Below are 25621 nucleotides of genomic sequence, written 5' to 3' on the forward strand. Positions count from 1 at the left end.
CGCCGGCGCCAGGCTTTTGGACGCTTAGAACCCAAGGCCAGCCATGCACGACACTAATTTATTGCAACTGATCACTGACGACTTTGCTCCAGCTCAACAATTGCTGGAGTTACTGCAAACCGAGTCCCTCGCCTTGCACGGTCGCGACATGCCCTTGCTCGAAGATATTCTGGCGCGCAAGCAGGCATTGATCATTTTGCTTGAACAGCATGGCCGCAAGCGCAGCGAAATCCTCGCCAGCCTCAACCTGCCGCTCGACCGTCAGGGCCTGGAGCAACTGGCCAGCCACTCAAGCATTGGCGACCAGTTGCTGGCCCAGAGCGATGTGTTGACCGACCTGATTGCCCAGTGCCAGGCGGCCAACGTCAAGAACGGCCAGTCGATCCAGATTCAGCAGGCCGCCACGGCCAATCAGCTGAAAATCCTCACCGGGGGCGAGCCGCCAGCGCTGTATGACGCTACTGGCACTTTCGCCAAACCCACCAAGCCGCGTACGCTCAGCCAGGCGTGAGCCATTCGATGTGCCTGCACTATCAACCCGCGAAACATGCTGGCAAAATGCTGGCTAGTCGTAGTCAAATTTTGTCTGGAGATTGAGAAAACGTGCCAAACGCCCTAAGCGCGGATGATAGTCCGCAGCCACCAAAGGTGCTGACCACGCCCCTGGAAATCTCCAGCAACCTGCGCCAGCTGCAAGAAAGCCACGATCCGCTGATCATCACGTTCCATGAGCGCAGCCAGCGCTTTCAGAGCTACCTGATCAAGGTCGACCGCGAAACCGCGACCATCGCCTTGGATGAAATGATCCCGCGCGATGGCGAGCGCTTCCTGCTGGCGGGCGAACCGTTCAAGGTTGAAGGCTTCCACGAAGGCGTGCGCATCGCCTGGGAATGCACCGGCACGTTGAACATTGAAGAATCCGCGGGTGATCGCTTTTACACCGGCGAGCTGCCGACCGAAGTGGTTTACCACCAGCGCCGCAATGCCTTCCGCGCCGCGTTGAAGCTGACCGATCTGGTCAGCGTCGAACTTGGCGGCGAAAAACTCAAGGCGCCGATCAACGGCAAACTGCTGGATATTTCCGCCACCGGGTGCAAGCTGCGCTTTGAAGGTGACATCACCGACCGCCTGCAACTGGGCCAGGTCTATGACCGCCTCATCGCCGCCCCGCTGTTCGGCAACCAGCCGACTTCGGTCGAACTGCGTTACCTGCACTTCGAAGAAAAGCTCAACATCACCTTCGCCGGCCTGCGCTTCCACAACATCAGTGGCCAGGCTGCACGCAACGTCGAGCGCTTCGTCTATCAGTTGCAGCGTGAAGCACGTCGCTTCGATAAAGACGATCTCTGAGTCGAACGCACACAGAAAAAGGGCAGTCCTTGGCGGGACTGCCCTTTTTTATTGGCAAATAATTCGGCAGCGGTGAGCCCCTTGTGGCGAGGGAGCTTGCTCCCGCTGGGCCGCGAAGCGCCCCTCACCTATGGGCCTGCTGCGCAGTCCAGCGGGAGCAAGCTCCCTCGCCACGGTTACAGCGTCACCGGGTCAGGGCCTGGCACCACTGATGTCCGGCGTCGGTTTATCGTCCCCATCAGCCGGATCAGTTTCCGCCGCTGCCTCAGGCTGCACTTCGGGCTCTGGTTCCGGCTCCGGCTCCGGCGTAACCGTATTCTGCATCTGTTCCTGCACCACCTGCTCATCCACCCGTGGGTCGAGGGCGGCCACCAGCGGCGAGCTGGACATGCTGTCCGGCATTGCCACGTGATGCAGCGGCGCGTCATCGACCTGATGCAGATTGGTCACCGCTTTCGGACGAATGCGCCACACCAGCACCAGCGCAAAGAAGCTGAAGAACGCGTACAGGCTCTGGCTACCGAACAGCTTCATCAGCACACCTGCCAACAGAGGCCCGATACTCGCGCCGACCCCGTAGGTCACCAACAGCATCGCCGTCAGCGACACCCGGCGATCGCCTTCGACGTGGTCGTTGGAGAACGCCACCGCCAGCGGATACAGGCAGAACTGCACCAGCGAACAGAGGAAGCCGACCACAAACAGCACTTCCAGCGGCACCTGCGGCAGGATCGCCAATGGCAACGCCGCCACCGCGAGGAACCCGGCAAAGCAGCGAATCAGCAGCGCCCGGTCATAACGGTCGGACAACCAGCCCAACGGCCACTGCACCAGCAGCCCGGCAAAAATGCAGCTACCCATGAACAGACCGACCTGCTCGGTCGACAGCCCCTGCTGCGAGGCGTACAGCGGCGCCAGACCGTAGAACGAACCGATGATCAGACCGGCACCGAGCACCGTGCTCAACGACTGCGGCACCCGCTTGATAAAGAAGCGTGGCTCCATCGGTGCCGGATGCAGCGGTGCCGGGTGAATCCGCCGGGTCAGTGCCACCGGCACCAGACACAGGGCGAAACACAGGGCGACCAGCATCAGCAGTTCCAGACCAAGGCCCGGGTGCATGACCAGAATCAGCTGACCGAGCACCAGCCCCAGATACGAAGCGATCATGTAGCCGCTGAACACCAGCCCGCGCTGGTTGGCGTCGGCCTGCTCATTGAGCCAGCTCTCGATCACCATGTATTGGCACATCATGCCCAGACCGACAATGGTCCGCAGCACCAGCCACGCCGGCAGCCAGTCGACCAGGCCATGCCCGAGCACCGCCGCCCCAACGATCCCGGCACACGCCGAATACGCCCGGATATGCCCGACCCGGGCGATCAAGCGGTGTCCGATCTTGCCGCCCAGCACCAGGCCGAAATAGTTGGCCGCCATCAGCGCACCGACCCACAGTCCATCGACATGGTCAGCGGCCAGGCGCAATGCCAGATAAGTAGATAGAAGGCCTGAGCCGATCAACATCATCAGCGAGGCGAAATACAGCGCTCGAAAGGATTTCCAGATTTGGCGCATCGGCGTTCCGAGCGGCTCCTTGCAGTGAGTATCGGGCTATCCAAACGATAGCCCGACGGCGACAGTTAGTCAGGCCTGGGCTGCTAGAACACGCCGTTCCCAGGGAGTGATTTCATCAAAGAAGCTGGTCAACTCCATGGTCTTCGAAGCGATGTAGCCTTCGATGAACTCCTGTCCGAACAGTTCCCTGGCCAATTGGCTACGTTTCAGACGCTCGAGGGCGGCATGCAAGGTACACGGCAGCGAAAGATTGTCCGGCACTTCGAATTCGCCCTGAATCGCCGCGCTCGGTTCCAGTTCATGTTCGATCCCATGCAAGCCGGCGGCCAGGCTCGCGGCAATCGCCAGGTACGGGTTGGCATCGGCGCCGGGCAAACGGTTTTCCACGCGACGGGCCACCGGCGAACTCGCCGGAATTCGCAGCCCTGCGGCGCGGTTGTCGTGGGACCAGCACGCATTGTTCGGCGACGCAAACGGGTGGCACAGACGCTGATAGGAGTTCACGTTCGGCGCAAACAACGCAGTGAAGTCAGCCATGCCCGCCTGCTGTCCGCCGATGAAGTGGCGAAACATTGCCGTCGGCTGGCCATGGTCGTCGCTGAACACATTCTGGCCGGTGGCGATGTCGACGATGCTCTGGTGAATGTGCATCGAACTGCCCGGCGTGTGCGCCAGCGGCTTGGCCATGCACACCACGCTGAGGCCGTGCTTGAGTGCGACTTCCTTGAGCAGGTGCTTGAACAGGAACGTCTGGTCGGCCAGCAGCAGCGGATCGCCGTGCAGCAGGTTGATCTCGAACTGGCTGACGCCCATCTCGTGCATGAAGGTATCGCGCGGCAAACCGAGCGCTGCCATGCATTTATAGACTTCGCTGAAGAACGGCCGCAGACCGTTATTGGAACTGACGCTGAATGCCGCCTGCCCGTCCTCGCGACGCCCGTCGAGGCCGACTGGCGGACGGAACGGTTGCGTCGGATCGGTATTCGGCGCGAAGACAAAGAATTCCAGCTCGGTCGCCACCACCGGCGCCAGACCGCGCGCGGCGTAGCGGGCGATGACGTTCTTGAGCTGACCGCGGGTCGACAGGTTAGAGCTTTCGCCGCTCAGCTCGTCGGCATCGCAAATGGCCAAGGCACGCGGCTCGTCGCTCCATGGCAGGGGGTGAATCATGCTCGGCTCGGCTACGAGCGCCAGGTCGCCGTCATCGCTGCCGTAAAACCGCGCCGGCGGATAGCCGCCCATGATGCATTGCAGCAGCACTCCCCGTGCCATCTGCAACCGCCGCCCTTCGAGGAACCCCTCGGCGGTCATCACCTTGCCGCGCGGCACGCCGTTCAAATCCGGCGTGACACATTCAATCTCATCAATGCCGGTCAATCGCTGCGCGAGTGAACGCTGACCATCGGTTGTCATGACGCAATCCTTGTTATTGTGCGAGCCGCGAACGGCGACCCGTACAAAATAGGCTCCGGCTGTTCGGAATATCAAGCAGCGTCAAACAAAAACCCGAGTCACGGCAGATAAAGGCTGAACACCCCGCCACCCAACGGCCCGCCGTTGCTGATTTCGGTGTGCCCGACCACGCCATTGCGCTGATGCAACGCGGCAATGCGGTTGGCAAAATACAGGCCCAACCCGGTGCTGCCACTGCCGTGATTGATGCCCTGCACGTAATCGGCCTGACGTTCGAGCATCTCGGGCGGGTAACCGTCGCCGTCATCGTTGATGCTCAACACCAGTTGCCCGGCCTCGTCGCTGACGGTAATCAGCAGCGACTCGCGGGCATAGCGAATCGCGTTGTTGATGCAGTTGCCCAGCACCGAGGCAATCAACTCGCGATCGAAGAAACCCAGCGGGCTCAGCGGATCGACTTCATAGGTGGCGATGATCCCGCGACTGGCGAACACTTCTTGATGCGCCGCCAGTTGCGCCTCGATGAAATCATCCAGTTCGTGATACGCCGGTTGCAGCGGCATCTGGTTGACGCCGAGCTTGTACAGCCCCAGCAACTGCACCAGCATGCCGTTGAGGTGGGCGAACTCGAAGTCGATCACGCCCTGCTCCGTCCCGCTGCGCTGCTCTTGAGGCAGACGCGCCAGCCATTGACTGTGGGCCTGCATCAGCATCGCCAGCGAGTTCTTCATGTCGTGAACGGTGGAGGCAATCACCGTGGAGAAATCCAGCGCCTGCTCGTCTTGGTTCATTCGCCAAACGCCTTGCTTTTCAGCTTCTGATAACGCGCAAAACGCGCGTCGGTGTCGGGCATCAGGCCAACCATTTTCAGGCAGGCCCGACATTCTTCCAGCTCCGCTGACGGCACACTGGTGTCGGTGCCGTGCAGCAGCGACTGGGCCATGTTCAGCGCGATACTGATGTTCTTCGGTTGCATCTTCAGCGCCTTGCGGAACACCTCGCGGGCCTCCACGAGGTTGCCGGTCTTGTACACGCGCACGCCTTGACGGTTGAGGTCGGCGGCAGCGTTGCTCGAACTGAGGATAGTCGGGTCGTCGGTGAGCTTGGCGATGTCTTTCATCACTGCCGGATCGTCACCGTAGATCTCCGCGCAGCTCTTGAGCATCGAAGTGCCCGCCTCGGCCTGCCCGAGCATCTGCAACTGCTTGGCAACCAGCAGCGCTGCTTCAGGGCTCATGAACTGCTCCATGCCGTCGAGACGCATCAGCGCTTGCTCGGTGAGCTTGTCAGCGGTTTCGGCGTCGTTGAGCAACAGACTGGTGGCCTTCATCAGGCGCGCGCGAATCTGCAGGCCCGGGTCAGACGGGTTCTCTTTGGCGACGGCGCTGAGGGTGGTGTTGATCTCCAGCCGAGTGCGGGTGTCGAGACCACGCTCACTGCCCTTGCTGATCAAGGCATGGGCCAGGCCAAGATTGCTTTCCGGATCCTTGAAGCGCGACTGCGCGCCCTGCGCCACGGCCTGACGATAGGCCCGGGACGCGGTGTCGAAGTCCTCGTTGGCCATCGCCAGTTTGCCGAGCAACGCTTGCCGGCGCACCGCCAGCGGCGACAAACGAATCGCCTCCTCCAGCACGCGCTGCGCACCTTTGGTATCGCCCTCGGCCACCAGCACATCGGCCATGCCGTCATACAGCGCCGGCATCATCGGGAACACCTTCAGCGCTTTCTCATAGACGCCTTTGGCCTGCGCCACTTGCCCACGCTTGAACAACAACTTGCCCAACCCGGCAAATGCCCACGGCAACGGCCGATCAGCGATGATGCTGTCGTACAGGCGTTCAAGGGCTTCGTTCTGATTCATGTCGCGCAGCGCATCGGCGCGATAACGCAGGCACAGCGGCGAATAACGGATGTCCTGCTTGCACAGCGCAATGCAGGCATTGAGCACCTCGACCGGCTTCCCGCGATCAAGGGCTTGCAGAATCGGTTTGAGCAACGTCTTGCGCTGCTCCAGACGCTCCAGACGCTGCGCCAGACCAGAGCGGTTGAACGGTTTGGTCAGGTACGCATCCGGCTCGTGCTCCAGGGCACTGAGCACCATCGCCTGACTGGTCTCGGCCGTCACCATGACAAACACCGCCTCATGGCTGATGAGCTTTTCCGACATCAGGTCTTCCAGCACCTGCTGGCCGTTCTTCTTGCCATCGCCGAGGTGGAAATCCTGCAGGATGAAATCGTAGGACTTCTGCGCACACATCTTCAGCGCCTGCTCGCCGGTATCCGCGGTGTCCACATCTTTGACCCCCAGCTCGCGCAGCATCGAACGCACGGAACTGCGGAAATCCGAGAAATCATCGACGATCAGAAAACTCTTTTGGTGATACGACAGCATCGAGGATTTCCAGGCAGTTGAAGTGGGGGCAATTTCAGGCGCGCAGATGATAGCTGCCGGCCAAATGCTATCAAGCGATTTCACACGACTTTTAAGTCACCGAGTGGGTTATCGGCCACAAGTGACGTTCCCTGAAGCGGACACTTCAAGATTCCTCGCACAGCGATTACCCTGCGCGCCGGCTCATCTTTCCACTACAAGGTTTATCTCCTGTACATCAAGGGACGTTGCATCGTGTCCGCCTGTGCGCTGCTGTTCATTCAGCAGGCGATGGCGACCGGAATGGATTGTGCGAAAGCGGCGAGTGCCGTGGAAAATGCGATTTGTGCGGACAAGGGGTTGTATGAGCTGGATGCGCAGATGGCTACGGCATACAACAAGCTCATGAAGTCCACGTCAGATACCAAGGCCGAGCTGAAAAGCGCTCAGCGCCTTTGGCTAAAGACCCGCAACCAATGCGCTGAGGAGGTCAGTTGCCTGAATCAGCGCTATCGCGAGCGACTGGAATCGCTGCAGGCGCAATGGGTCGATACGCTGGCGTACTCGCCCGACGAAACAGACAAACAGGCGATGGTGGAGCTACAGCAACGTATCGAGGCAGCGAGCAAGGTTGATCCTGAGTTTGCCCTGGAAAAGACCCTTGATGCGTTCACGGTGAGCCTTGATAAAACCTCGTTTGCCGGCATCCCCGATGATGATGATGAGCAGACGCACTTTCCCGAGGCGATCCCCAACGGGGTGAGCCAGGAAGAGTGGAAAGCATTAACTGCTTCCAACATCACGGGAGCCGCCGACACCGGTCAAACGACTTATATCCTCACCGATCTGGATGGCGATGGGCTGCGCGACCTGATCGTTGAAACCTATTCCGGCGGCACCGGGTTGTTCTGGTACACCGAAACCTGGCGCGGCACGGGCAGCCGATTCATCAGACGAGGTGCCGAAGCTGCACCAGAAGCCAACGCCGAGACCACCCTTTTCTACACCAATGATCGCGGTGCCAACCAAGCGGTCAACTGGATCAAGGTGCATGGAAAACTCTACGCCGCCTATCGAAACAGTGCCTACGGCGTTGATCAGGTCTATCTGCTCAATCCGCTACGGATCAACCGCCAGGTCCCCACGGTAACGGTGCAATATCTTTATGAACTGAACGTGCCTCGCACTCAGGCGAATCAGGACAATCCGACAGCCTATGAACTGGAGCCCGCCGTACAAAAGGCGCTCACTCAAGGTTTGTCCAAGATAGGCACTACGACGCCGAAGAACTCGGCCCCCCTCTGCCCAATCCCGCCATCAGGCCCGGGGGACGACGACTATTACAGCTACGGCGCAAGTTATTACGCGATTGAACCCATCGCCGATTTCCCGGTAATTCTCGGTGATGACTGCTTTATCGCCAGACTGATCAATTGGTATGGCAGCTACGATGAAAAAGTTGGGCTGTTCGCTCAACTGACGCTGCGTAAGCCGGGATCTGAAGAACAGGCACAAAGTTACACCGTCAATGGGCATCGCCACATCACCCGAGTCAGCACTTCGATAGGCAAGGCCGAGGGTGGCGCGGCAAATTAGCCAGCGGTGAACTGAACGAAAAAGCCCCGCCAGGTCATCCTGTGCGGGGCTTTTTTTGCGAGCCGTTATGCGGCTCTGAATGATGGTGTCCCAGGGCAGGTTCGAACTGCCAACCTTCCCCTTAGGAGGGCTATCCAAACCCCAGCAAACAATGGCAAAACCCCGTATTTATTGGGTTTTTCGTCCGGTTGTGTCCGTAAAAACGACGCCGTATAGTTCTTTTTGCACCCACCATGCACCCATGGGAACAAATTGAAAGAGAAGCTCACCGCCAAGCTGCTGGCGTCCCTGCAGATAACCGGCCAGGAATATGAGGTCCACGATACCACCGTCGGCGGTCTGTTCGTGCGCGTCACTGCCGCCGGCGCCAAGTCCTATGTAGTGACCTGGGCCAGAGGCCGCAAGAAGACATTGGGTCGCATTGGCATACTCACGTTGGAGCAAGCGCGAGCGGAGGCTACTCAATATCTCGCAGAGGCAAGAACCCTGGGGTAACCGCTAGCCGTCACCCAAGGACGTAAAGGCGCTACCCTCCCCTCCTTACGCGAGTTCATCGATGACATATACATGCCTTGGTTCAAGACGCACCACAAAGGGCATGAGAAAACCCTGCACACGCTCGACCACAACTTCGAAGCAATCATGCCCCAGCGTCTCAATGCGATCACTGGCCGCGACCTGGACCAGATCCGTACGGGATGGATGCAGTCAGGCAATAAGCCGTCGACGGTCAACAGGAAAATGGGCTCGATCAGCGGCGTATTCAGCAGAGCCGTTGAATGGGAGTACATCGATGCCCACCCGATGGACAGGCTCAAAGCCTTAAAGGTCGACTCGATGGGACTGGTCCGCTACTTAGATGCTGAAGAGACCAAACGACTTCGGGAAGCACTCGACGCCCGCCAAGACGAAGCGAGGACGGAGCGCGAGAGTGCGAACAAGTGGCGAGCGGATCGCGGTAAGGAACCGATGCCAAGCCTGCTTGAAGTCCGATTTACGGACCACTTGAAGCCTATGGTCCTGGTGTCCCTGAACACAGGCATGAGACGCGGTGAGCTGTTCGACTTGAAATGGTCCGCAGTGAACTTCCAAACGAAGACGATCACCGCAGCCGGCGCCACCACCAAAACAAGCGACACACGACACATCCCGATGAACAAGGAAACGGTGCGCGTGCTGGAAGACTGGAAGAAGATGGCCGGCAAATCTCGATATGTGTTCCCGAGTCAGGAAGGCGGACGTCTGGAGGACGTTAAAAGCGCCTGGCTCAAGCTGCTAGAGCGAGCCAATATCGAAGGGTTCCGCTGGCACGATATGCGTCACGATTTCGCGTCACGCCTAGTGATGGCCGGCGTACCGCTCAACACGGTACGGGATCTGCTGGGGCACGCCGATATAAAGATGACACTGAGGTATGCCCACTTGGCGCCTGGGACGAAAGCCGCAGCAGTAGAGCTGATTTAGAAGGGAATCAACTCTTTATCCGTGATAGGAACGATGGTCGGGCTAGATTTGTGCAGACTCACATGATCTAAGAGTTTGTCCCAGTTGTCTGTTACGAGAAACATTACCAGCCTATCCGGCTCCGTGGAGAAAGTCATATCCGGATAGTGCTGCCAAAAGTAAGCACTAGCCTTAATTGTCTCCCAGATACGAAGCTCATCGTACGTGAGCGCCTCTGGCATGTAGAGCGCAAGGTTAACCAAACGCACAGACTCATCGGTCGACCAGACTTTATCAATCACGCTGGAGAGACTATTCCCATCGAAGTCCCCGTGGGCTTGGCTCATCGCCTGAGCGATCGCCCACTCGATAACGGCCGTCAGTGATCGCTTCTGCACTCTTCCCATTATGTCGAGAGCGAATTTTATCTTCGGATCAATTCTGATACCGACGCTAACGGTTGTACTCGTCTCACCAGCCCGCTTACTTGTCTTCGTCGCCATACCAATCCATCTGCTCTCTGAAGGTCAATTTAACTGACGTGATGGGCACAGCTTGCTCGACCCGCAAACCACTGTCAATCCGTGCGAATACGTGCATGTTTAGCATTTGCTTGCATCGCAAGAATTATGCATTGTAACCTAGCATCATCTGGCCCCCCTTTGGGTGTCGGAATTTAGGGAGATATCCATGGAACAAGGTCAACAACAGATGGCACCGTTGTCGGTGAGCGTCGAAGAGTCTGCCCGTATTTTGGGCATATCGCGTTCGGCCACCTACGAGCTGATTGCTCAGGGCGAAATCAAAACATTTAAGATCGGCCGGCGACGATTGGCCTTGGCATCGGAACTGAAAGCATTCATTGAGCGCGCCGCAAAGGCCGGCTCACGATGAATTGCGAAGAGAATAAGGAGCGAGGAATGCGCAGGACCGCGCTGAAGGATGCTAAGGCGGTGTTCGAGCACCGCCTTAGCAAAAACACACTGGATAGCACCAACGTGAAGGGCAAACTATGACACGCCATTCTTCAACCGAGCAAGACCGCAAGATGATCGAGGCGCTTAGAAACGGCCCGGTTTCCTCCGTCGAGGCAGCTCAAACGCTCGACATCGTTCAGCCGCCGAGCACTATTCGTCGCCTAAGAAAAAAGGGGCACGAAATCCGCACCTACTGGACGCACCAGTCGACCGAGCCGGGTCGACCGCCGCACCGGGTTGCCAAATACATTTTGATGCGCGAAGCCTCGTAAACCATTGACTAGCCGGCGCCTCCATATCGGAGGCGCTTGCGCCTGCCTGCGAGCCATTGAATGGCATCTTCAAGAACAGTCCGAACCAAGAAAGCTAAAACGCCTCCTTTTGCGATGCTGTTTCTTGCCATGGGCCAGTCTGCCAATTACAGGGCTATGGGGCCCTGGTCTCGGTGCGTCCTCAATGAACTCATGATGCAGTACCGCGGCAACAACAACGGCGATCTATCGGCGACACGGACAATGGCAAAGGAGTGGGGCATTGCCTCTGACAATACCCTTCGGAAGGCTCTGGCAGAACTCGAGGCCGGCGGCTGGATCATCCAGACCAGGAGTAGTATTTTTTCTCGCCATGGCGCGCGTTGCGCGCTCTACGCACTGAGCTGGTTTGCCATCGACGAATGCCCTGGCAAAGATCTTGAAATAGGTCCAACCCGCGCACCTCCACGAACAATCCGCAGCCTCGCAATTTCGAATTCTTCCAGCGCAGAAAATGCGCACATACCGGCGCAATAAATGCGCACGTAGAACGATCCGTTTGTACGGCTCTGTCCGGTTGTATTTGTGACCTCTGTCTACGTGCGCAAAAAGTGCGCCGTAATTACCCGTTTACGTGCGCAGAAAGTGCGCACCCTTATAGATATCTACCATGCTGTCTGAGCTTTTAGTGCAGACCAGAAAGGATCAGGATGAATAGAAACCCGATGCGTGCGGCCATGACTGACAACCTCGTCTTGCCAGTGTCGGTGATGGATAGTGAGCAGTGGAGAGGTATGCCGCTTGTGTCGAGAGTGGTCCTGTGGAATCTGATGCCTCAAGCGTGCAGTGCCCGGCCGAGAGAGATCCTTCCATCCAGAGCCGTCACCTTTTCTGAACAATTGAAGTGTCGCAGGGCTCTGATCGACCTGATTGAGCGCGGCCTGATTGTCCGAACCATGACCAAGCCGGATCGTTACGCGCTCAACTTTCCGCCCTACCCGGAATACCCGCATTCCAGCCGGCGATGAGAAGGCACCACCCCGTTGCAGGGTAGTGCCGTCGATACTACGAAGCTTTCGTAGTTTGTCAGTCGATGTCTGTTGGAGCGAACTGTTCAGCACCAGCCCGCAGTGAGCGCAGCCCAATCACCGCCGCCCGGGCCACTCGGTCGATGAAGCCCGTTTCCAGACTTGTACATCGCCCTCCCATTCCCACGATCGCGAATTGGATCGCATGGAACGCCTCTGTTTCGTCGTGAGCAGCCAGCTCGGCAATCTCGACATCGAAGCAGGCGATACCCTTCTCCCAGTCCCCAGGCACGCCGTAGTTGTACCGAGGCCAATTGATGAGCCGACCGGCATCATCGCGCTGGGTAAAACTCAGATCGTCCCGAGATTTGAAGGCGGCGCTCATTGGACAACCTCCGCCGCGTCGAGCGCCTTCTGCATCTGCTCGACTTCACTGTCGACATAATTCGCCCAGTCGTAGCCAAGGAAACTGCCGAGGCTGGCCAGCTCCTCGATATCGTGCGACTTTCCGTGCTTCAGGTCCTTCGTGATGGCGTTGAACAGCACCCGCATATTGCTGATGCGTTCGTGTGTGGCACGAAGTAGCTCAAGAGCATCGTCGGCGATGCGAGCGTTGGCCTGGCTCATTGCACACCTCCAGCGATGATCCCACTGAACGGGGTGATGCAAGGCACCACCTTCACGCTGACGGCGCCGAGCATTTTCAGCGAGGCCAGATCAGTGAGTTTGATGCTGGCCGGCAAATTCATCGAGCCTATGACTTCCCCACGCGCATCGAGGATTTGGATGGTATTCTGTTTAAATTGCATGACGTTCACCTTCAAGAGTCGTCGTGTGATCGCCAGGCCGCTGTTGACGCAGCGGCCTGGCACTTCTTCTCTGATGGCTCAGATTTGAGCCACCATTTCAACTGTTACTGCTTACCCTTCTCGCTGATCCATCCTGCCGCCCAGCTCATTGGGTCTTTCGTTCCCATCGGCTTGAGTGGCTTGCCATCCCGGGCTGCCTGCCTGCCCTCCTCCTCTGTTTCACCGTGAATCCATACGGTTGTTTGCCTAAAACCAGCTTCGCGCTGACGCTCTTTGTAGATCCTCTGGCGATCGGCCGCAGATAGCGGGCCTTTCGATTCATCTTGCTTCACAACAACCTCCGTTAGCAGTCACGATAGACCAATAATGAATCATCGTTAGCAGTCACGCAAGAGGAAGGGTGCAAAAAAATTACACCCCCAGAGATGCGCGGACTTTTGCTCACATCTGGATTAGAGATCTGAAAGTGGGAATTCCCGCTTTGCTGTTATCTGTCGGGTTTGCCGACACTTTCGCGAGAAGGTCGTAAAAGGCGGAGAGGTTTACTCCAATGGCGGAAACCTCGACGCACCACCAATAGTGGGAGACCCAGACTTCCACCACCGGTTGGAGTTACAGACGTATTTGCCTGATCACCTGGCGCGGGTCGGCGTCGGCGGCGATCACTGAGGTCGCGTCCCGGGTGAGCTGATCCAGCGCCTTCTGCTCGAATTCATCGGCGACCGACGTAGCTCTGCGCAGGATCAGGAGGGCTAGTCCGGGAGGACTTTGGTGTTGGTTGGGTTGGAAGGTAATCGCAATTGACGAACGACATACGGGCTCCGAGTGATGTCCTGAGATTTGAGGACATCGCCAAATGCAGGCAAAGCCCCTGAGAAGCCTCGCTGCCACAGGAAAAAATCTCGATTTGCGAGGTTTAGTCGATAACTGTTCACATCTTCGATGTACTCAACTTTGAGCACATCCGTTCACACCATAATCACGATTCGAGCTATCTTTTGGTCACTGTCGAAAATTTAGGAAGGTTCTTATGCTGTTCTGGGAATGGGAACGCTTAGAGTCGTATGTAGAAAAGAACTTTTTCAGAATATCCGATCCAGGGAAGCTCTTGGCTCCGATTCGCAGCGTAAAAATCTGGAGAGACCATAACCTTCGCCTTTTTATGGAGACAAAATCAGCGCAGCACCTGAAAAATAGAGAACAAGAATATCCGCCTGGCACGGTGCGCATGAATGAAGATGCGGTGGAATTTATTAGTCCAGGAGGGGCAACAGCTCGCGCTTATGGTGTAGATATTAGGAATACGAAGAGCCATTCAAATCACCAGCACGGTACGCATGAAACAACTCAGACCTGTTCGCTGCATAATTTTGAGACCGTAACATCTCGAACCGGTACTGTGAGCTACATTTTTGATTGGGTGGCTAATATTGATAAGGGATATTATATCTGGCCAGACATCGCAAAAGACTCAATGCAGGAGATATCAACCCGTACCTTCGGGTACGGCGATGAAGCGGTCACTCTGACGACCACCTCCACGGATGAAAGCGGTTCAAGAAATTGCTTGGATCTCAACATCGGAGGATTTCGGGCGATACTAGGCTCCACTAAGCCTGAAACCGGAAGAGAAAATGTTAAGCCGGGGTATATCCTTTATATAGGAGATCCAGATGAGGAGACCAGGAAGAGAATTCGAGATAGCTTGTCCTTTGCACTTGGATTCCCCATCGTTTATTTGGGGTGCGCAAAATATAGCGAAAAGCAGGAGCTGCTCAGTTTCAAGGCAATAAACGCCTACTCTATGGATGGTAGGGCCTTTAACGTTGCTGTTATGCCTCCAGCACCAATCTCCACGCCAGTGGGAAGCAATATGCTCGACAAGGGAAAACTTGAAAAAGTAGCGACCTCTTTTTTTGCTAATTACAACAATTACAGTCTGAGCTCCCTCAATTGGGTTTATTGGCACGCCGTGACAGCACCAGCACACATGGCTGCGGCATATTTTGGCGCAATCATCGAAACGATTCAAAAAAAATATATCGATGGAGAGGGCGCCAAATTCAATAACCTAATTATTCCCAAGCGCGAATACCACGTCTTAAAAACAGCTATATTCGAGGCCATTAAGGATTGCGACTTAACACCCGAAATCAGAAAAGTTTTTCATGACAAAATTAGCAATGGGAATACCATATCTCTAAAAGTCAGATCTCAGCGATTCTTTGAGCATATAAATTTGAGCATGGGAGACGCGGAAGTTAACGCATGGCAACGGCGCAACGATGCTGCTCACGGCAACGAGTTAGTAGACGGGGATTACATCTCTCTCATAAAAGATACTAAATTACTAAAGCTAACTCTTCACAGAATTATTCTAAAGATTACGGGCGCGAGCAGTGAATATTATGACTACTACTCATTAAATTTTCCAATCAGGAGCATTCAATCTGGCGTAACGGAGTGAGACGGACCGGACTCATGAGACCTAATGACCGCAACGTGTCATACCAGCTAGTGCCAGAATTGAGGGATGAAAGAAGGCTCTATAAATGAGCCTTCCTACCTCCCAGCTTAACGGCGCAAAACTATTGCCCTTCCTTTGCACTTTGAATGCCTAAATTAATCGCCTCAAATGTTACACAGACCTTATCGAGCAAGCCAACAGCTTGATCTATTGCAGACGCTGATCGATCAATTCCGACCAATGCGTAAGCGTCATCAATTTTGCTTGAAGGCAAATGAGCATCTCCCAGACGCAAATCATAGACGCCTACCAGCGGACCTAAAATTTTTCTGGCTTCAGCCTCATCATTAATTGCCTTACTTAGCACGGCCTGCAGTAGCTTGATAGATCCTAATGTTTCCTTTGGACCAAGCTTTAGAACACTACGCAAGAATGGTATATCGAATGAATCCGCCGTTAAGCGCGCCACGTCCTTTGCCAGAGATAAAATCCCCGATGGAGCAAGCGATCTAAATCTATGAACTCTAGAAAGCACATCTTGCTGGACGTCATGGGGGCGGAACAGTGGAGATCCAAATCCTTTAACGAAAGTTACATCTAACTCTTCAAGAAGCTCTGCAAATCTGGCTTCAGGCGCTATAGTATCAGCAGGCCCTTTTCCCATTTGAGCAGACATCAATTCAGCGGAGACCGGCCCATCTGGTGCCGCGTTGTGCCCATACCACACACGTTGCTGCCACTGTGGTAGCTTCGCGATATCGTAAGCATACACATTAATATAACCACCAGCATTGATACCAAAATGCGTATCGTAATCTGGAGAACATTTCACCCCTCCAGTATTTTTAGAATACCAACTTAGGGAACTGCCTCGAAAACCTAGCAACGCTTCGATAACTTGAGGTTTAAACCACAACCATCTGCCGACATCCTCATTATCCAGTGCCGAAGCAGGGAGGCGCTCGCCGCTTGCATCAACTACATATGCCAAATCTTCAACCGGATCGTCGTCTCTGATTCGCGTACTGCGATCCGCTGGCTCAATCCAGTCCTCTCGCCACAATTCGCCCTCTGTACGATATGCGTAGGGCGTATCCGGTCGTGTGTAAGTTGACGATTTATACTCCGTATTTTCGTCACTCTCGCCATCAAAAATAGGAACATCCTCGCCTTCATCAACGTCAGTTCGCCAAACTTGCATTAAGGCTACGCTCCCCCCCGTCATCCAGCCTCGGGAATCGACTCCAAACACCCGACTACTAAAGCGTCCCTTGTCATCTTCGACAAGAAGCCCATTTTCTGGCCAAGATAGATAAGAGGGATCGTCGAGTAAAGCCATCCGCTGACGATATTGAGAGATCCTTAGAGCCATGCCTCTAGCGCACAAATAATCACGTAAGTATTCGGACTTAATATCGATTGAAACTACATTGCCTCCTGCATCTCGACGTCGGCGAATGACTTCTTCATACCCCTCGTCAACAGCAAGCCAGACATCACCCTCCTTAAGCAGGCGTAACGCCATTATCAAGTCCTGGTTAATAAACCACTCGCGCTCATGGTTACCATTAAGTGAGTGCACAAGGACCAAATCGACACCGATGGGCTGATCATCATTAAACCAATGAACATCCGCCGGCTTATACGGTAAGTTTTTGTAGGCACTCGGGCCTGGATTTCTAATCAGTCCAATATCGCTCCAACTTAATCTTTCGCCTATCGCACGATGCTCAAGAGCAACCGCTACACTCCCAACGCAGTCCACTTCTTCCCGCAAACCGATGGTGTTCTTTTCACCTTGAATAACTACTGTTTCACTACGTCTAAGCGGAATCCAAACCGATGCAGATAGACGCCGTCGGCGTACTTCTGCCATCTCGAACCATTCTTGAGACGGATGCTCGCTCATAACCAACCTCCCTTGTTTTTCATTTATATTCCATCAAAAGCGTGTATCCGACGAGGGTAGCATCTCTGGATACACCATGTAGGCATCAAAACATTCAGATATCGCCGTGCCCGAAGCATCATTGGACAAATACCTGACAGCAGGTTAGAACAGGGCAATCAGGCCAGGGTAGATGTGAGTGAACCGCATCAAGTTATAAGAGAGGGGGAAAAGCCGGATGCGACTCAATGTCAGCGGTAAACGCATTTTCGGCGATGGAATAAGCTTTGAGGGTGAGTACGCGGTCCTTGAAGCAGTGCTGATAGAGGAGCGAATGATGGTGACATTCGACTGGATGGCCTTTGAGAAGGATGTTCCTGCTCGAAACCTCTTTTGCTATGACCGATCCGGAAACCTTCTATGGCGCGCGCAAGACATCGGAATGGGGATCGTGGATGCCTATACCGGCGTGACGAACGAGGAGCCGCTGTGGGTTGGGAACTTTGCTGGCTTCAGTTGCCGAATCGATGAAGCGTCTGGCCAGGTGCTAGAGACTCGCTTTACGAAATGACTGGCTCACATTTGAGTGATCCGGACCAAGTGGGATTTTTTCACTTTGCCCAGGCCGCAAACCTGTAAGAGTTTCCCTGCGTTCGAAATTCCCACCCTTCAGGGGTATTTCACCAGTGGTGGAACACGCAGATTGAGGGGAGGTTTCCACTGACGGTGGAAACCTGCTCGCGCTAGATCAGAAGCCAGCCATCAGTACGCGACACGTTTTCATAACTCGCAAAACGTGTCGCGACACCTGCCCTACCGAAATGGGAGACCAGGTCCAGCCCCCAATGGGGGTTGGATCGCTTAACTTCCACCATTGGTGAGAGCTCCTCAAATTGAGGAGGTCAAAAGTCACCTCGGATAATTCCCCAACCTGCACCGCAGGATGAAATGGCTGGGCTGAAATCTCAGCTGTGTATCACTTCGCCTACCTACGACTTACTGCAACAAAATTCCCCCCTTCCTATCAGGCAAAACCAACTATTTCAGTCCCGTTTAATCCGGTTGTGTGTAGCACCTTAGGTGCACCCAAAAAACACTGGATATAAGATCAGATCATGCCTAATGTGGGTTTGAAGCTATTCAAATCCACTCGAGGCCATCCCATGAACACAGCCAAGACCGCTCGAGGTCGACAACACAAACCGACTCGCTCAGAGGTAGCCGCGGCGTGGGGTCGCCTGCGCGACGCTGCCAGCGAAGGAAGCATCCAGGCATCCGCCCTCCTCATCGCGCTTGCGGAAAACAAACCGGTCATTGCCATGGAATCGCCCGCCACATGACTGAGCGCGACAAGAGCGGGAAATGGAAGCCCGGGCAGTCAGGCAACCCAGGTGGACGCTCCGGGCAAACGCAGCAGCTTCGCGCTCGACTTGCCGAGGGTGCGGACGCAGTTACGAAGAAGGTGCTCACGGCTGCCAAGAAGGGCGATATGCAGGCTTGCCGACTGATTCTTGAGCGCCTTGTCCCGCCAATCAAACCGACCTCCGAGCCGGTGCAATTCGAACTCGACGATACGGACCTACCGAGCGCAGCCAAGTCAATCATGCGTGCAGTTGCCGGCGGACAACTCGCGCCCGACCAGGGTAAGTCGCTCATCGAAGGCTTGAGCGCCGTAGCCCGGGTGATAGAGGTCGCTGAGCTTCAAAAGGCCGTCGAAGAACTCCGCACGCAAATGGAGGGAATGCAGCAATGAGCATCAAGTCATTGAAAGCAGAACTGCAAAGGATCGCCCAGAAGATCGGCGCCGCAGACGAAACAGTGCTGCTGATTGTGCTCGCGGTGATCCGAGCAAATACCAGAGAGATCCAAGCGGAAGAAGACTTCCCGAAAACCGCTGGGCACCAAGTCGACTATCGAATTCAGGGGCGGAACGTATCGCTCTTCTTCCCCTTCGCAGAGATGGATAGCGACCAAGGTGAGCAAATGGCGAAAGCCATCATTCTTCACACCCGACAAATTGAGCGCGCCGGCCGGACAGCTCAAGTCGGCATTCTCGATATGCGCGCCGCGCCCGAGGAAGGGGCTTGGATCGTTACCTGGCCTCCTGAAGGTGTCTCGCTTGAGCAGCACGCTGCAGAGCAATACCAGCGGATCGTGGAGGCGCGTAATGAACATCCGTAACCAAATCGCCCGCCTGAAGCAGACCGCCGGCGACTCCCAGTTTAGCAGCAACGTTCGGCAGATTAGCCAGCTGATGGACGAGTTGAGCGCCGAAGCCGTCGGCGGCGCCGCTGTCACTGGCGAAGTATCTCTCCTCGAAACTTTCAACGCCTCTACGTCCTCCGTCTGCCCCACTCCACCCCCAAACAATCCAAAGGTAACGCAATGAAAATCGGCAAACGCTCAGTTCTCAAGGTCGGCTTGGCCAACCTCCACTACTCCGAATACGAGCACTCTCGTATTGAGTCTCACACCTTCTCCATCCAACGTGCGGACGGGACCAAAGGTGTATGGCAAGCCGGCGGTTTGATGAAGTCCGCTCGCCAACTTCAAACACTCGCGCTGGAAACTTTCAAAGACTTCGGCGAAGAGATCGTCTCGATCCGGGAAAACAAAGATTTCAACGCGTCTGCGATCGAGCGATTGAGCAAAGAAAAAATCGAGGCTGTTTCAGCCGCGCTCCTTCCAGCTATGCAGTCGGTTGCAAAGGATATGCGCACACTCGCAGAAACCGTCACCCAAGGCTTCTCCCCTGTCACTCCGCGCGCGAGTAGTGACATCGCGGGCTTTCTCGCAGACCAAGAGCTCAGAGCGCTTGTGCGCGAACTCAGTCCAGAAGAGCGCCGCAACCTCATGTCTGAGGCTCGTCAAGGTGGCCATCCCGATATCGTCGAAGCAGTGTTGAGAGCAAACCCGATGCTCTCTGGCCTCAACTCTGAAGCAGCAGCGAGCCTTTCCCGAGCAGGCATTGCCGCCTCCCGCGCTGATGACCTTGAGGCTCTTCGCCAAATGCTGGCCGTCTACGACGATGTACTTGCTACCACTTCGCAGGTCGGCGTATCGCTCAGTGGAATGGTTGCGAACTCAACTGGCTATGCAGGTCGATTTGAAAAGTGGCGATCGGGTTGTGACGGCTCAGAGGCGTTGCGCGCTTGGCTGGAAAAGATCCCAGCTCGAGGCAAGCCGAAGGCTGCAGAGGAAGAATCCGAAGCCGCGTAAGCGGTTCGACTCGCGGTCGTCACGGTGCGGCCGCCAACTGGGAGCAAATACCTTGACCACTTACCAGGAACGCTTTGCCGAGGCGTGCAAGACAACCCGCTTTGCACCCTACACGCTGAAACAAGGCCCTGATTCTGGCTACGTCGTGTGGGATGTCCAGCACGTCCGCGACGGCCAGAAGGTGACGATTGACGGGCCGTTCTTCACCGAGGACGAAGCCCGGGTTTCGGCCGACCTTCTGCGCAGAACCTTCAGGGGTGCCAGGGCATACCTGGGGATTTACGACCGGATCTGGAACTACGACCCGCGTCACGAACAGGTGACGGTCGACCAAGCGCGTATGTCGCGCTCGTTACTCGCCATCCGACTGGGCGTTGAAGTACCCAACAACAGCGCCCAGGGCACCAAGGAGTGAACCATGGCTATGGCCACCAACTACGGCACCAAAACCCGAATCCTGCTGGGCGGCTCGGCCGGCAAGCTGTTTGGTCGCGAACACATTTACGAGCTTTCCACCGGCGACACGCGGGAGGCTGTGAAAGCGATCGACGTCAATCACCCAGGGTTTGCAAAGTACCTCGCAGATGCCAAACGAAAAGGTCTCGAATTCGCGGTGTTCCGGAACCGCAAGAACATCGGCGAGCGCGAGCTGAAGATGGGCGGCGCTCAGGAGATCCGGATCGTCCCGGTAATCGCTGGAAGCAAGCGTGCAGGTCTGTTTCAAACTGTACTTGGCGTGGTTCTGATCGCCATGAGTTCAGTAACGAACGGCGCGACCTTAGCACCAGGGATTGCACTCGCCGCCGGCGGCGTCATCCAGATGCTGAGCCCACAGGCTACCGGCCTTAAACAAAGCTCATCGCCGGAAAATGCTCCGTCCTACGCCTTCGGTAGTGCTAAGAACACAACCGCAAGCGGCAACCCTGTGCCGATCTGCATCGGCGAGCGCAGGTGGGGTGGCATCATCATTTCGGCGTCGATTCACGCCGAAGACAAGGCCTAGCCGACCTTGTATAAAGCCAGCCGTTCAGAGATTTAGGATGAATCGTGCACAGGATTGTGCCAGCTACCGCCACCACCTTGGTGATTGCTGGGTGCTTAATCGATGGCTTTGATAGCTAAACAACTATCGCTTCAAACGGTATATTTTTCCGCAAGACTATCGAGTAGCGTACTCATTCGTTCAACGTATCCGTCTGCTTCAGAAAGGTGCTTATCAACCTCCGCGTCAGACCTTTTCCCAATGTCAGCCAGGGTCCATTTGGATTGAGGAAGAGGCTTACTAATCTCAATCGCAAGATTATGGATCGAGTTTTCTAAACGGGAGGCGTGATCCTGCCAATCAGAGCTTCGCTTGACCACGACCTTGTCGAGCAAAATGCATTGATATTTGAATTGATCAAATGCATCACCTAGCGCCGTGCCGGCAATTTCTACCTTAATTTCTTCCTTAGTCATTCTATTTCGATCGAATACGTTTATTCGTTCAAAATAGACATTGCAAGCAGCTTCAATCTGCCGTAATGCGACTTGGGCATCCCAGATTACGCCCAGAGCCTTTCCGTAAATTATTTGGTTCCGCCAAGCACTTAGGCCGTGGAACGCAATTCCGCCGACAACGATGGCTGCAATGGCCTGCACCAACGACGAGAACGAGCTAATAAAGCTGAATGCCTTATCAGCACCACCCACGCTCAAGTTTCCGAAAAACACGCCAGTAGACAAAACAAGTAGCGCAACCAATGCGCAGTAAAATCCAACAGCGTACGGGTTCTTCATGTCCAGAGTTTTCACCAAGCTAAAGCTTGAGATCATAATGACATCAAGAAAATTCCACTAGGGTATGCCTGAGCTGATACGCACGAATTCGGGTTTATTCGCCCTCCCCGCTTGATAAGTAACACTCAAAGTGCAACAGTATTAGTAGAACACCTTAACTGATACGGACAGCACATTATGTTCATCCGCGCATATCTCCGAGCATCCACCGAAGAGCAGGACGCCGGCCGCGCCCGGTCATCGCTCGAGCAATTCGCCACTGACCACAACAAAGTGATCGCGAGTGTTTACCTGGAGAACGCCAGCGGCGCCTCGGCAGATCGGCCTGAGCTGCTGCGCCTGCTCAAAGATGCGCGAAAGGGTGATGTCCTGTTGGTGGAGTCGATAGACCGCCTCTCGCGTCTTCCCGTGGAGGACTGGCAGAAGCTGAAGTCGGCGATCGACTCCAAAGGCTTGCGCATCGTCGCGCTCGATCTACCAACGAGTCACCAGGGGATGCAGGACACTAAGGGCGACGAGTTCACCGGGCGGATGCTGGGTGCAATCAATTCGATGCTGGTTGAGATGATGGCCGCAATCGCACGCAAGGATTACGAGCAGCGCCGCGAACGCCAGGCCCAAGGTATCGAGAAGGCGAAAGCCGAGGGCAAGTATCAGGGGAGGCCGGTAGATGAGGATTTGCACAAACGAGTGAAGGAGCTGCTGAAGGCAGGCCTAGGCGTCAGAGCAACGGCAAGGCACGCAACCTGCTCCACCACCACAGTCTTGCGCATTCGAGACAACCTCTAATTTTCAACCTTTGACGAGTCAGCTTTTCTCTTGTCGCGAAGAAAATAAACGGTGATCGCTCCGAGAACGAGCATTACCGAAATCCAGACAATAGTAGTGCCAGGCTTAGCTACGATAAAAAACGTAGGCTCCTCGAACGTTGAAAAAATCTTTTTGCCGATAGCTGATGCGGCTAGAGCAGAAGTTACGCCCGCCAGCGCGGCAGTAATCCAGCTTAACCTTGAATTCTCACTATCAAGCTTAAAAAGCTCGCCGTGACTACTCACAAGCTTACTGAGAGAGGCCAGGATCCCCAGTTTCTCCGCAACGGATGGCCGCCTTTCCTCCGGAACCAAGCAAATCACTTCCTCAATAATGGCCTTGGCTTGAGACGTCATCGCTTCCCACGTGAGAGGTGTCATCTCCACTTTGACCTCTCGGATCAGCGAGTCGATTTGTACGGAGTATTCGGATTTTTGCGGTATGTCGAGGTGCCTACTTCTCTGCAGCCTTAACGCCACGTCCTGAAGTAATGCGATTGCGGTGCAATTCGGTCGCAGGACAACTGAATGAAAGCGCTCAGATGCATCTATCAGGTTGTCGATCACGCTGCTGGAAATTTCCTGCTTATTGATAATGTAGCTTTCAACCACATCAATGAGTTCAGAATTAGCGTGTTTCTTCCGCTCGGCAGACGCTGACGCAGAATCCTTCTTTTGCAACCGATAAAAAACGTAGGCAACAAAAACACCGATAACGATAGAAATCATCGACAGCCAATTGGTGCTAAGAAATTCCTGCATCTCGCTCTCTCAATCCATTGAGCAGCCGTACGATATAGCTGCCAGGGAGCCTACTCGCTCATTTTTAGCTCGGGTTCACTTCGAGGAAAAAGTGTTTAGTGCACCCATCCTGCACCCATGACAACTAATGGCAATAGTCTAAAACGGCCAATAGCCTTGAATTATATGGTGTCCCAGGGCAGGTTCGAACTGCCAACCTTCCCCTTAGGAGGGGGATGCTCTATCCAATTGAGCTACTGAGACACTGAGTTGTCGCGGCCGTAAGCGGCGCGACGGACGGCGTGCATGTTAACGGCCAGCCCTTGATTTGTCATGTCGTCCGTGGGCTTTTTAAGTGTAGGCAGGCGCCTTGCAATGCTGCGGGAACATTTACCGTGCAATTTGCACTCCCCCAAAAAGCCATCATTGCAGATTGCAACCCGCCGGCTAGGAAAAACCCTTCCAAATGCTTGTTTTTAAAGGACTTCACAGCGGTTAGACTGTTGGCACGACGGCTGCTTTGTCTGTTCCCATAACAGAACAAACGGAGTCCGCCTCATGAACAGCACTCTCCTGCTCGCAAACGCAATCGCTCTGGCGGTTTTGGTGGGCTTTCACTTTGCCCCCGAGAGTGCTGAACCGGTGGCTCAGCGCATGCCGCATTACCTGCAAGTGCAGAAAGCACCGCAGTGGGCGGTGCTGAGCGGTCACAGCGACTTCGCTGCACAGGCGGTCAGCGAGCCTGAGCAAGCCTTGCCGACGCGCGCTAGCGAACGTCTGGTTTTTTGAAATATCTTCAGGAGTACAGCATGTCCAAATCAGCCGCAGGATTTCTGATCCTCGCCTTATTGAGTGGCGTTGTGCATTTTTCGCTGTTCGAGGAAACCGAAGTCACCCTGCCTCTGGTTGGCTGCGGCGTGTTTGCGGTGTTGTTTGTGCTGGCGCTGGTAGCCGGGCGCAAAATCAAGTTCGATCCGGTACTGCGTTAAGCCGGACCAACGCCAGCAGTTGATTGACGGCGTCCGTAAGGGCGCCCGAGTTGTCGATCAGGTGCACGGGACCATCGCTGGACCTGCGGTCCTTGAACATTCCGTTGCGCGCCAACCTCGCGTCGATCTGTTCAGGCGTCTCTCGACCACGCTTGAGCAGGCGCTCACGCAACACTTCATCCTTGACCGTCAACAGAACCGGCAACAGCGTCGGGTAGCGTTCCAGCGCCTGGCGCAGATTGGCGCGCGAACCATTCACCAGCACATGCCGTCCGGCGTGCAACCACTCGTCCATTTCCATGGGGATGCCGTAAGCGAGGCCATTGGCCTTCCAGGCCAAGGCAAAATCGCCGGCACGCTGACGTTGCTCGAACTCCTCGGGCGTGACACCGATGGCATCCTCGCCCACCGATTCCGCTGAACGGGTGATGACCCGGCGGATGATTTCGCAGTTCATCGCGCGCAATGGCGCACGCGCAGCCTCGATCAGGGTGTCCTTGCCTGAACCGGAAGGCCCTATCAGATAAATAAGCCTGCCATCCATCCTGAAAACGCCCTCCTACGGGTGTTTGCCCCTAGTAAATCGGCAAATTGCCACTATCCTGTACAGGTAAGGAACAAGGATTGAAAGCCGCATAGCATGCACGTTCTGAGGTCTTCGGACATCAACTGATGTGTACCAGGAAGCGGACATTGATGCGGGCCTGGGCCAAGTTTTCAAACCAGTCCGCATTTCTGACAATTGGTGCTGGCATTACGCCTTTACCCAGCTCAATATTTGTCACAGAATTGACGCCAATGATCTGGCAATTTTGAGGCATGATGCGGGCCTCATAACAATTCAGGTTGAACCATTTGGCGCGGATGCTTGTCCTACCACACATCCTGCGGCCAATCCCGAGAACCGCTCCCCTGA

Annotated in this window: 31 protein-coding genes, 1 tRNA gene and 1 pseudogene; 19 read left to right on the forward strand and 14 right to left on the reverse strand. The window is 55.4% G+C overall.

The features are described from left to right. The first annotated feature begins 43 nt into the window (after positions 1–43). A complete protein-coding gene (locus tag HBN98_RS06750; RefSeq protein ID WP_064588764.1) occupies positions 44–511 on the forward strand; it encodes a flagella synthesis protein FlgN in 468 nt (155 codons plus the stop codon). Positions 512–603: 92 nt separating this feature from the next. Continuing rightward, positions 604–1350 (forward strand): flagellar brake protein, encoded by a 747-nt coding sequence (locus tag HBN98_RS06755; RefSeq protein WP_064588765.1) that lies wholly within the window; start codon positions 604–606, stop codon positions 1348–1350. A 192-nt stretch (positions 1351–1542) separates the two neighbouring features. Here the strand turns inward: HBN98_RS06755 and HBN98_RS06760 are convergent, their stop codons facing one another. The 4 genes from HBN98_RS06760 to HBN98_RS06775 all read right to left on the reverse strand — a co-directional run bounded on the left by HBN98_RS06760 (position 1543) and on the right by HBN98_RS06775 (position 6730). After that, a complete protein-coding gene (locus HBN98_RS06760; RefSeq protein WP_083368186.1) occupies positions 1543–2925 on the reverse strand; it encodes an MFS transporter in 1383 nt (460 codons plus the stop codon). Positions 2926–2994: 69 nt separating this feature from the next. Continuing rightward, entirely contained in the window at positions 2995–4236 is a 1242-nt protein-coding gene (locus HBN98_RS06765) for a glutamine synthetase family protein (RefSeq protein ID WP_169844045.1), read from the reverse strand. Positions 4237–4436: 200 nt separating this feature from the next. Then, positions 4437–5129, reverse strand: coding sequence for a sensor histidine kinase (locus HBN98_RS06770; RefSeq protein ID WP_083368184.1), 693 nt, complete (start codon positions 5127–5129; stop codon positions 4437–4439). Beyond that, positions 5126–6730, reverse strand: coding sequence for a tetratricopeptide repeat-containing response regulator (locus HBN98_RS06775; protein ID WP_007963067.1), 1605 nt, complete (start codon positions 6728–6730; stop codon positions 5126–5128). The genes HBN98_RS06770 and HBN98_RS06775 overlap by 4 nt, the downstream gene beginning before the upstream one ends. Before the next feature lie 234 nt (positions 6731–6964). Between HBN98_RS06775 and HBN98_RS06780 the strand changes: the two genes are divergently transcribed. Together HBN98_RS06780 and HBN98_RS06785 are read left to right on the forward strand one after the other, a co-directional pair. After that, positions 6965–8305 carry a lysozyme inhibitor LprI family protein gene (locus HBN98_RS06780; RefSeq protein ID WP_229754995.1) on the forward strand — a complete coding sequence of 447 codons (1341 nt, stop codon included), beginning with the start codon at positions 6965–6967 and terminating at the stop codon, positions 8303–8305. 252 nt (positions 8306–8557) lie between these two features. Further along, positions 8558–9769, forward strand: a pseudogene (locus HBN98_RS06785) (phage integrase). Here HBN98_RS06785 and HBN98_RS06790 read toward each other — a convergent pair. Further along, complete coding sequence (locus HBN98_RS06790) at positions 9766–10251, reverse strand: hypothetical protein (RefSeq protein WP_083368182.1); 486 nt, start codon at positions 10249–10251, stop codon at positions 9766–9768. The pseudogene HBN98_RS06785 and the gene HBN98_RS06790 sit on opposite strands and share 4 nt — an antisense overlap. Positions 10252–10438: 187 nt before the next feature. Between HBN98_RS06790 and HBN98_RS06795 the strand changes: the two genes are divergently transcribed. From HBN98_RS06795 to HBN98_RS06810, 4 genes are all read left to right on the forward strand, one after another. Then, positions 10439–10642 carry a helix-turn-helix domain-containing protein gene (locus tag HBN98_RS06795; protein WP_083368181.1) on the forward strand — a complete coding sequence of 68 codons (204 nt, stop codon included), beginning with the start codon at positions 10439–10441 and terminating at the stop codon, positions 10640–10642. 118 nt (positions 10643–10760) lie between these two features. Next, entirely contained in the window at positions 10761–10997 is a 237-nt protein-coding gene (locus tag HBN98_RS06800; protein ID WP_102688154.1) for a helix-turn-helix domain-containing protein, read from the forward strand. Positions 10998–11057: 60 nt separating this feature from the next. Further along, a complete protein-coding gene (locus tag HBN98_RS06805; RefSeq protein ID WP_229754996.1) occupies positions 11058–11513 on the forward strand; it encodes a helix-turn-helix domain-containing protein in 456 nt (151 codons plus the stop codon). Between the two features lie 200 nt (positions 11514–11713). Next, positions 11714–12004, forward strand: a complete 291-nt coding sequence (locus HBN98_RS06810; RefSeq protein ID WP_162276296.1) for a hypothetical protein — start codon at positions 11714–11716, stop codon at positions 12002–12004. 58 nt (positions 12005–12062) lie between these two features. Here the strand turns inward: HBN98_RS06810 and HBN98_RS06815 are convergent, their stop codons facing one another. The 4 genes from HBN98_RS06815 to HBN98_RS06830 all read right to left on the reverse strand — a co-directional run bounded on the left by HBN98_RS06815 (position 12063) and on the right by HBN98_RS06830 (position 13145). Continuing rightward, positions 12063–12389, reverse strand: a complete 327-nt coding sequence (locus HBN98_RS06815) for a hypothetical protein (RefSeq protein WP_083368177.1) — start codon at positions 12387–12389, stop codon at positions 12063–12065. Next, positions 12386–12631 carry a hypothetical protein gene (locus tag HBN98_RS06820; RefSeq protein WP_083368176.1) on the reverse strand — a complete coding sequence of 82 codons (246 nt, stop codon included), beginning with the start codon at positions 12629–12631 and terminating at the stop codon, positions 12386–12388. The genes HBN98_RS06815 and HBN98_RS06820 overlap by 4 nt, the downstream gene beginning before the upstream one ends. Beyond that, positions 12628–12813: a hypothetical protein gene (locus tag HBN98_RS06825; RefSeq protein WP_083368175.1), complete on the reverse strand. Its 186-nt coding sequence runs from the start codon at positions 12811–12813 to the stop codon at positions 12628–12630. Before HBN98_RS06825 ends, HBN98_RS06820 begins: the two co-directional genes overlap by 4 nt. A 104-nt stretch (positions 12814–12917) precedes the next feature. Next, on the reverse strand, positions 12918–13145 hold the full coding sequence (locus tag HBN98_RS06830; protein WP_083368174.1) for a hypothetical protein: 228 nt from the start codon (positions 13143–13145) through the stop codon (positions 12918–12920). Positions 13146–13843: 698 nt separating this feature from the next. Here HBN98_RS06830 and HBN98_RS06835 point away from each other — a divergent pair. Next, complete coding sequence (locus HBN98_RS06835; protein ID WP_083368173.1) at positions 13844–15280, forward strand: hypothetical protein; 1437 nt, start codon at positions 13844–13846, stop codon at positions 15278–15280. 121 nt (positions 15281–15401) lie between these two features. Here the strand turns inward: HBN98_RS06835 and HBN98_RS06840 are convergent, their stop codons facing one another. After that, the gene (locus HBN98_RS06840; protein WP_151101519.1) at positions 15402–17189 is read right to left on the reverse strand and encodes a hypothetical protein; all 1788 of its coding nucleotides are present in this window, start codon (positions 17187–17189) and stop codon (positions 15402–15404) included. A gap of 217 nt (positions 17190–17406) precedes the next feature. Here HBN98_RS06840 and HBN98_RS06845 point away from each other — a divergent pair, with 217 nt between their 5' ends. The 7 genes from HBN98_RS06845 (at position 17407) to HBN98_RS06875 (ending at position 21390) form a co-directional block, all read left to right on the forward strand. Beyond that, positions 17407–17739: a DUF7957 family protein gene (locus tag HBN98_RS06845; protein ID WP_083368172.1), complete on the forward strand. Its 333-nt coding sequence runs from the start codon at positions 17407–17409 to the stop codon at positions 17737–17739. A gap of 765 nt (positions 17740–18504) precedes the next feature. Continuing rightward, positions 18505–18921, forward strand: coding sequence for a DUF5681 domain-containing protein (locus HBN98_RS06850; RefSeq protein WP_083368171.1), 417 nt, complete (start codon positions 18505–18507; stop codon positions 18919–18921). Further along, on the forward strand, positions 18918–19349 hold the full coding sequence (locus tag HBN98_RS06855; protein ID WP_083368170.1) for a hypothetical protein: 432 nt from the start codon (positions 18918–18920) through the stop codon (positions 19347–19349). The genes HBN98_RS06850 and HBN98_RS06855 overlap by 4 nt, the downstream gene beginning before the upstream one ends. Further along, on the forward strand, positions 19336–19557 hold the full coding sequence (locus tag HBN98_RS06860) for a hypothetical protein (protein WP_083368169.1): 222 nt from the start codon (positions 19336–19338) through the stop codon (positions 19555–19557). Before HBN98_RS06855 ends, HBN98_RS06860 begins: the two co-directional genes overlap by 14 nt. Further along, on the forward strand, positions 19554–20387 hold the full coding sequence (locus HBN98_RS06865; protein ID WP_083368168.1) for a hypothetical protein: 834 nt from the start codon (positions 19554–19556) through the stop codon (positions 20385–20387). The genes HBN98_RS06860 and HBN98_RS06865 overlap by 4 nt, the downstream gene beginning before the upstream one ends. Before the next feature lie 52 nt (positions 20388–20439). Beyond that, positions 20440–20802: a hypothetical protein gene (locus tag HBN98_RS06870; RefSeq protein WP_083368167.1), complete on the forward strand. Its 363-nt coding sequence runs from the start codon at positions 20440–20442 to the stop codon at positions 20800–20802. A gap of 3 nt (positions 20803–20805) precedes the next feature. Continuing rightward, the gene (locus HBN98_RS06875) at positions 20806–21390 is read left to right on the forward strand and encodes a tail assembly protein (RefSeq protein WP_083368166.1); all 585 of its coding nucleotides are present in this window, start codon (positions 20806–20808) and stop codon (positions 21388–21390) included. Between the two features lie 131 nt (positions 21391–21521). Here HBN98_RS06875 and HBN98_RS06880 read toward each other — a convergent pair whose 3' ends face one another. Then, entirely contained in the window at positions 21522–22166 is a 645-nt protein-coding gene (locus tag HBN98_RS06880) for a hypothetical protein (protein ID WP_151101522.1), read from the reverse strand. 177 nt (positions 22167–22343) lie between these two features. On the opposite strand from HBN98_RS06880, the gene HBN98_RS06885 reads away from it, so the two are divergent. After that, entirely contained in the window at positions 22344–22955 is a 612-nt protein-coding gene (locus HBN98_RS06885) for a recombinase family protein (protein ID WP_083368164.1), read from the forward strand. Here HBN98_RS06885 and HBN98_RS06890 read toward each other — a convergent pair. Continuing rightward, entirely contained in the window at positions 22952–23737 is a 786-nt protein-coding gene (locus tag HBN98_RS06890) for a hypothetical protein (RefSeq protein ID WP_083368163.1), read from the reverse strand. The genes HBN98_RS06885 and HBN98_RS06890 overlap by 4 nt on opposite strands. 166 nt (positions 23738–23903) lie before the next feature. Next, positions 23904–23980 (reverse strand) — tRNA-Arg (locus HBN98_RS06895). 294 nt (positions 23981–24274) lie between these two features. On the opposite strand from HBN98_RS06895, the gene HBN98_RS06900 reads away from it, so the two are divergent. Further along, the gene (locus HBN98_RS06900) at positions 24275–24505 is read left to right on the forward strand and encodes a hypothetical protein (RefSeq protein WP_083368161.1); all 231 of its coding nucleotides are present in this window, start codon (positions 24275–24277) and stop codon (positions 24503–24505) included. A 20-nt stretch (positions 24506–24525) separates the two neighbouring features. Beyond that, positions 24526–24705, forward strand: a complete 180-nt coding sequence (locus HBN98_RS06905) for a PA3371 family protein (RefSeq protein WP_064588771.1) — start codon at positions 24526–24528, stop codon at positions 24703–24705. Here the strand turns inward: HBN98_RS06905 and phnN are convergent. After that, positions 24680–25249 carry a phosphonate metabolism protein/1,5-bisphosphokinase (PRPP-forming) PhnN gene (phnN, locus tag HBN98_RS06910; protein WP_083368160.1) on the reverse strand — a complete coding sequence of 190 codons (570 nt, stop codon included), beginning with the start codon at positions 25247–25249 and terminating at the stop codon, positions 24680–24682. The two genes, HBN98_RS06905 and phnN, sit on opposite strands and share 26 nt — an antisense overlap. Between the last annotated feature and the right edge of the window lie 372 nt (positions 25250–25621).

The sequence above is a fragment of the Pseudomonas koreensis genome (assembly GCF_012986595.1).
Lineage (GTDB): Bacteria > Pseudomonadota > Gammaproteobacteria > Pseudomonadales > Pseudomonadaceae > Aquipseudomonas > Aquipseudomonas koreensis.

Coding starts and splice junctions, on each gene's coding strand:
- HBN98_RS06750 (WP_064588764.1), top strand. CDS start 44: ATGCACGACACTAATTTATTGCAACTGATCACTGACGACTTTGCTCCA.
- HBN98_RS06760 (WP_083368186.1), bottom strand. CDS start 2,925: ATGCGCCAAATCTGGAAATCCTTTCGAGCGCTGTATTTCGCCTCGCTG.
- HBN98_RS06765 (WP_169844045.1), bottom strand. CDS start 4,236: ATGACCGCCGAGGGGTTCCTCGAAGGGCGGCGGTTGCAGATGGCACGG.
- HBN98_RS06770 (WP_083368184.1), bottom strand. CDS start 5,129: ATGAACCAAGACGAGCAGGCGCTGGATTTCTCCACGGTGATTGCCTCC.
- HBN98_RS06775 (WP_007963067.1), bottom strand. CDS start 6,730: ATGCTGTCGTATCACCAAAAGAGTTTTCTGATCGTCGATGATTTCTCG.
- HBN98_RS06790 (WP_083368182.1), bottom strand. CDS start 10,251: ATGGCGACGAAGACAAGTAAGCGGGCTGGTGAGACGAGTACAACCGTT.
- HBN98_RS06795 (WP_083368181.1), top strand. CDS start 10,439: ATGGAACAAGGTCAACAACAGATGGCACCGTTGTCGGTGAGCGTCGAA.
- HBN98_RS06800 (WP_102688154.1), top strand. CDS start 10,761: ATGACACGCCATTCTTCAACCGAGCAAGACCGCAAGATGATCGAGGCG.
- HBN98_RS06805 (WP_229754996.1), top strand. CDS start 11,058: ATGGCATCTTCAAGAACAGTCCGAACCAAGAAAGCTAAAACGCCTCCT.
- HBN98_RS06810 (WP_162276296.1), top strand. CDS start 11,714: ATGACTGACAACCTCGTCTTGCCAGTGTCGGTGATGGATAGTGAGCAG.
- HBN98_RS06815 (WP_083368177.1), bottom strand. CDS start 12,389: ATGAGCGCCGCCTTCAAATCTCGGGACGATCTGAGTTTTACCCAGCGC.
- HBN98_RS06820 (WP_083368176.1), bottom strand. CDS start 12,631: ATGAGCCAGGCCAACGCTCGCATCGCCGACGATGCTCTTGAGCTACTT.
- HBN98_RS06825 (WP_083368175.1), bottom strand. CDS start 12,813: ATGCAATTTAAACAGAATACCATCCAAATCCTCGATGCGCGTGGGGAA.
- HBN98_RS06835 (WP_083368173.1), top strand. CDS start 13,844: ATGCTGTTCTGGGAATGGGAACGCTTAGAGTCGTATGTAGAAAAGAAC.
- HBN98_RS06840 (WP_151101519.1), bottom strand. CDS start 17,189: ATGAGCGAGCATCCGTCTCAAGAATGGTTCGAGATGGCAGAAGTACGC.
- HBN98_RS06845 (WP_083368172.1), top strand. CDS start 17,407: ATGCGACTCAATGTCAGCGGTAAACGCATTTTCGGCGATGGAATAAGC.
- HBN98_RS06850 (WP_083368171.1), top strand. CDS start 18,505: ATGACTGAGCGCGACAAGAGCGGGAAATGGAAGCCCGGGCAGTCAGGC.
- HBN98_RS06855 (WP_083368170.1), top strand. CDS start 18,918: ATGAGCATCAAGTCATTGAAAGCAGAACTGCAAAGGATCGCCCAGAAG.
- HBN98_RS06860 (WP_083368169.1), top strand. CDS start 19,336: ATGAACATCCGTAACCAAATCGCCCGCCTGAAGCAGACCGCCGGCGAC.
- HBN98_RS06865 (WP_083368168.1), top strand. CDS start 19,554: ATGAAAATCGGCAAACGCTCAGTTCTCAAGGTCGGCTTGGCCAACCTC.
- HBN98_RS06875 (WP_083368166.1), top strand. CDS start 20,806: ATGGCTATGGCCACCAACTACGGCACCAAAACCCGAATCCTGCTGGGC.
- HBN98_RS06880 (WP_151101522.1), bottom strand. CDS start 22,166: ATGAAGAACCCGTACGCTGTTGGATTTTACTGCGCATTGGTTGCGCTA.
- HBN98_RS06885 (WP_083368164.1), top strand. CDS start 22,344: ATGTTCATCCGCGCATATCTCCGAGCATCCACCGAAGAGCAGGACGCC.
- HBN98_RS06890 (WP_083368163.1), bottom strand. CDS start 23,737: ATGCAGGAATTTCTTAGCACCAATTGGCTGTCGATGATTTCTATCGTT.
- HBN98_RS06900 (WP_083368161.1), top strand. CDS start 24,275: ATGAACAGCACTCTCCTGCTCGCAAACGCAATCGCTCTGGCGGTTTTG.
- HBN98_RS06905 (WP_064588771.1), top strand. CDS start 24,526: ATGTCCAAATCAGCCGCAGGATTTCTGATCCTCGCCTTATTGAGTGGC.
- phnN (WP_083368160.1), bottom strand. CDS start 25,249: ATGGATGGCAGGCTTATTTATCTGATAGGGCCTTCCGGTTCAGGCAAG.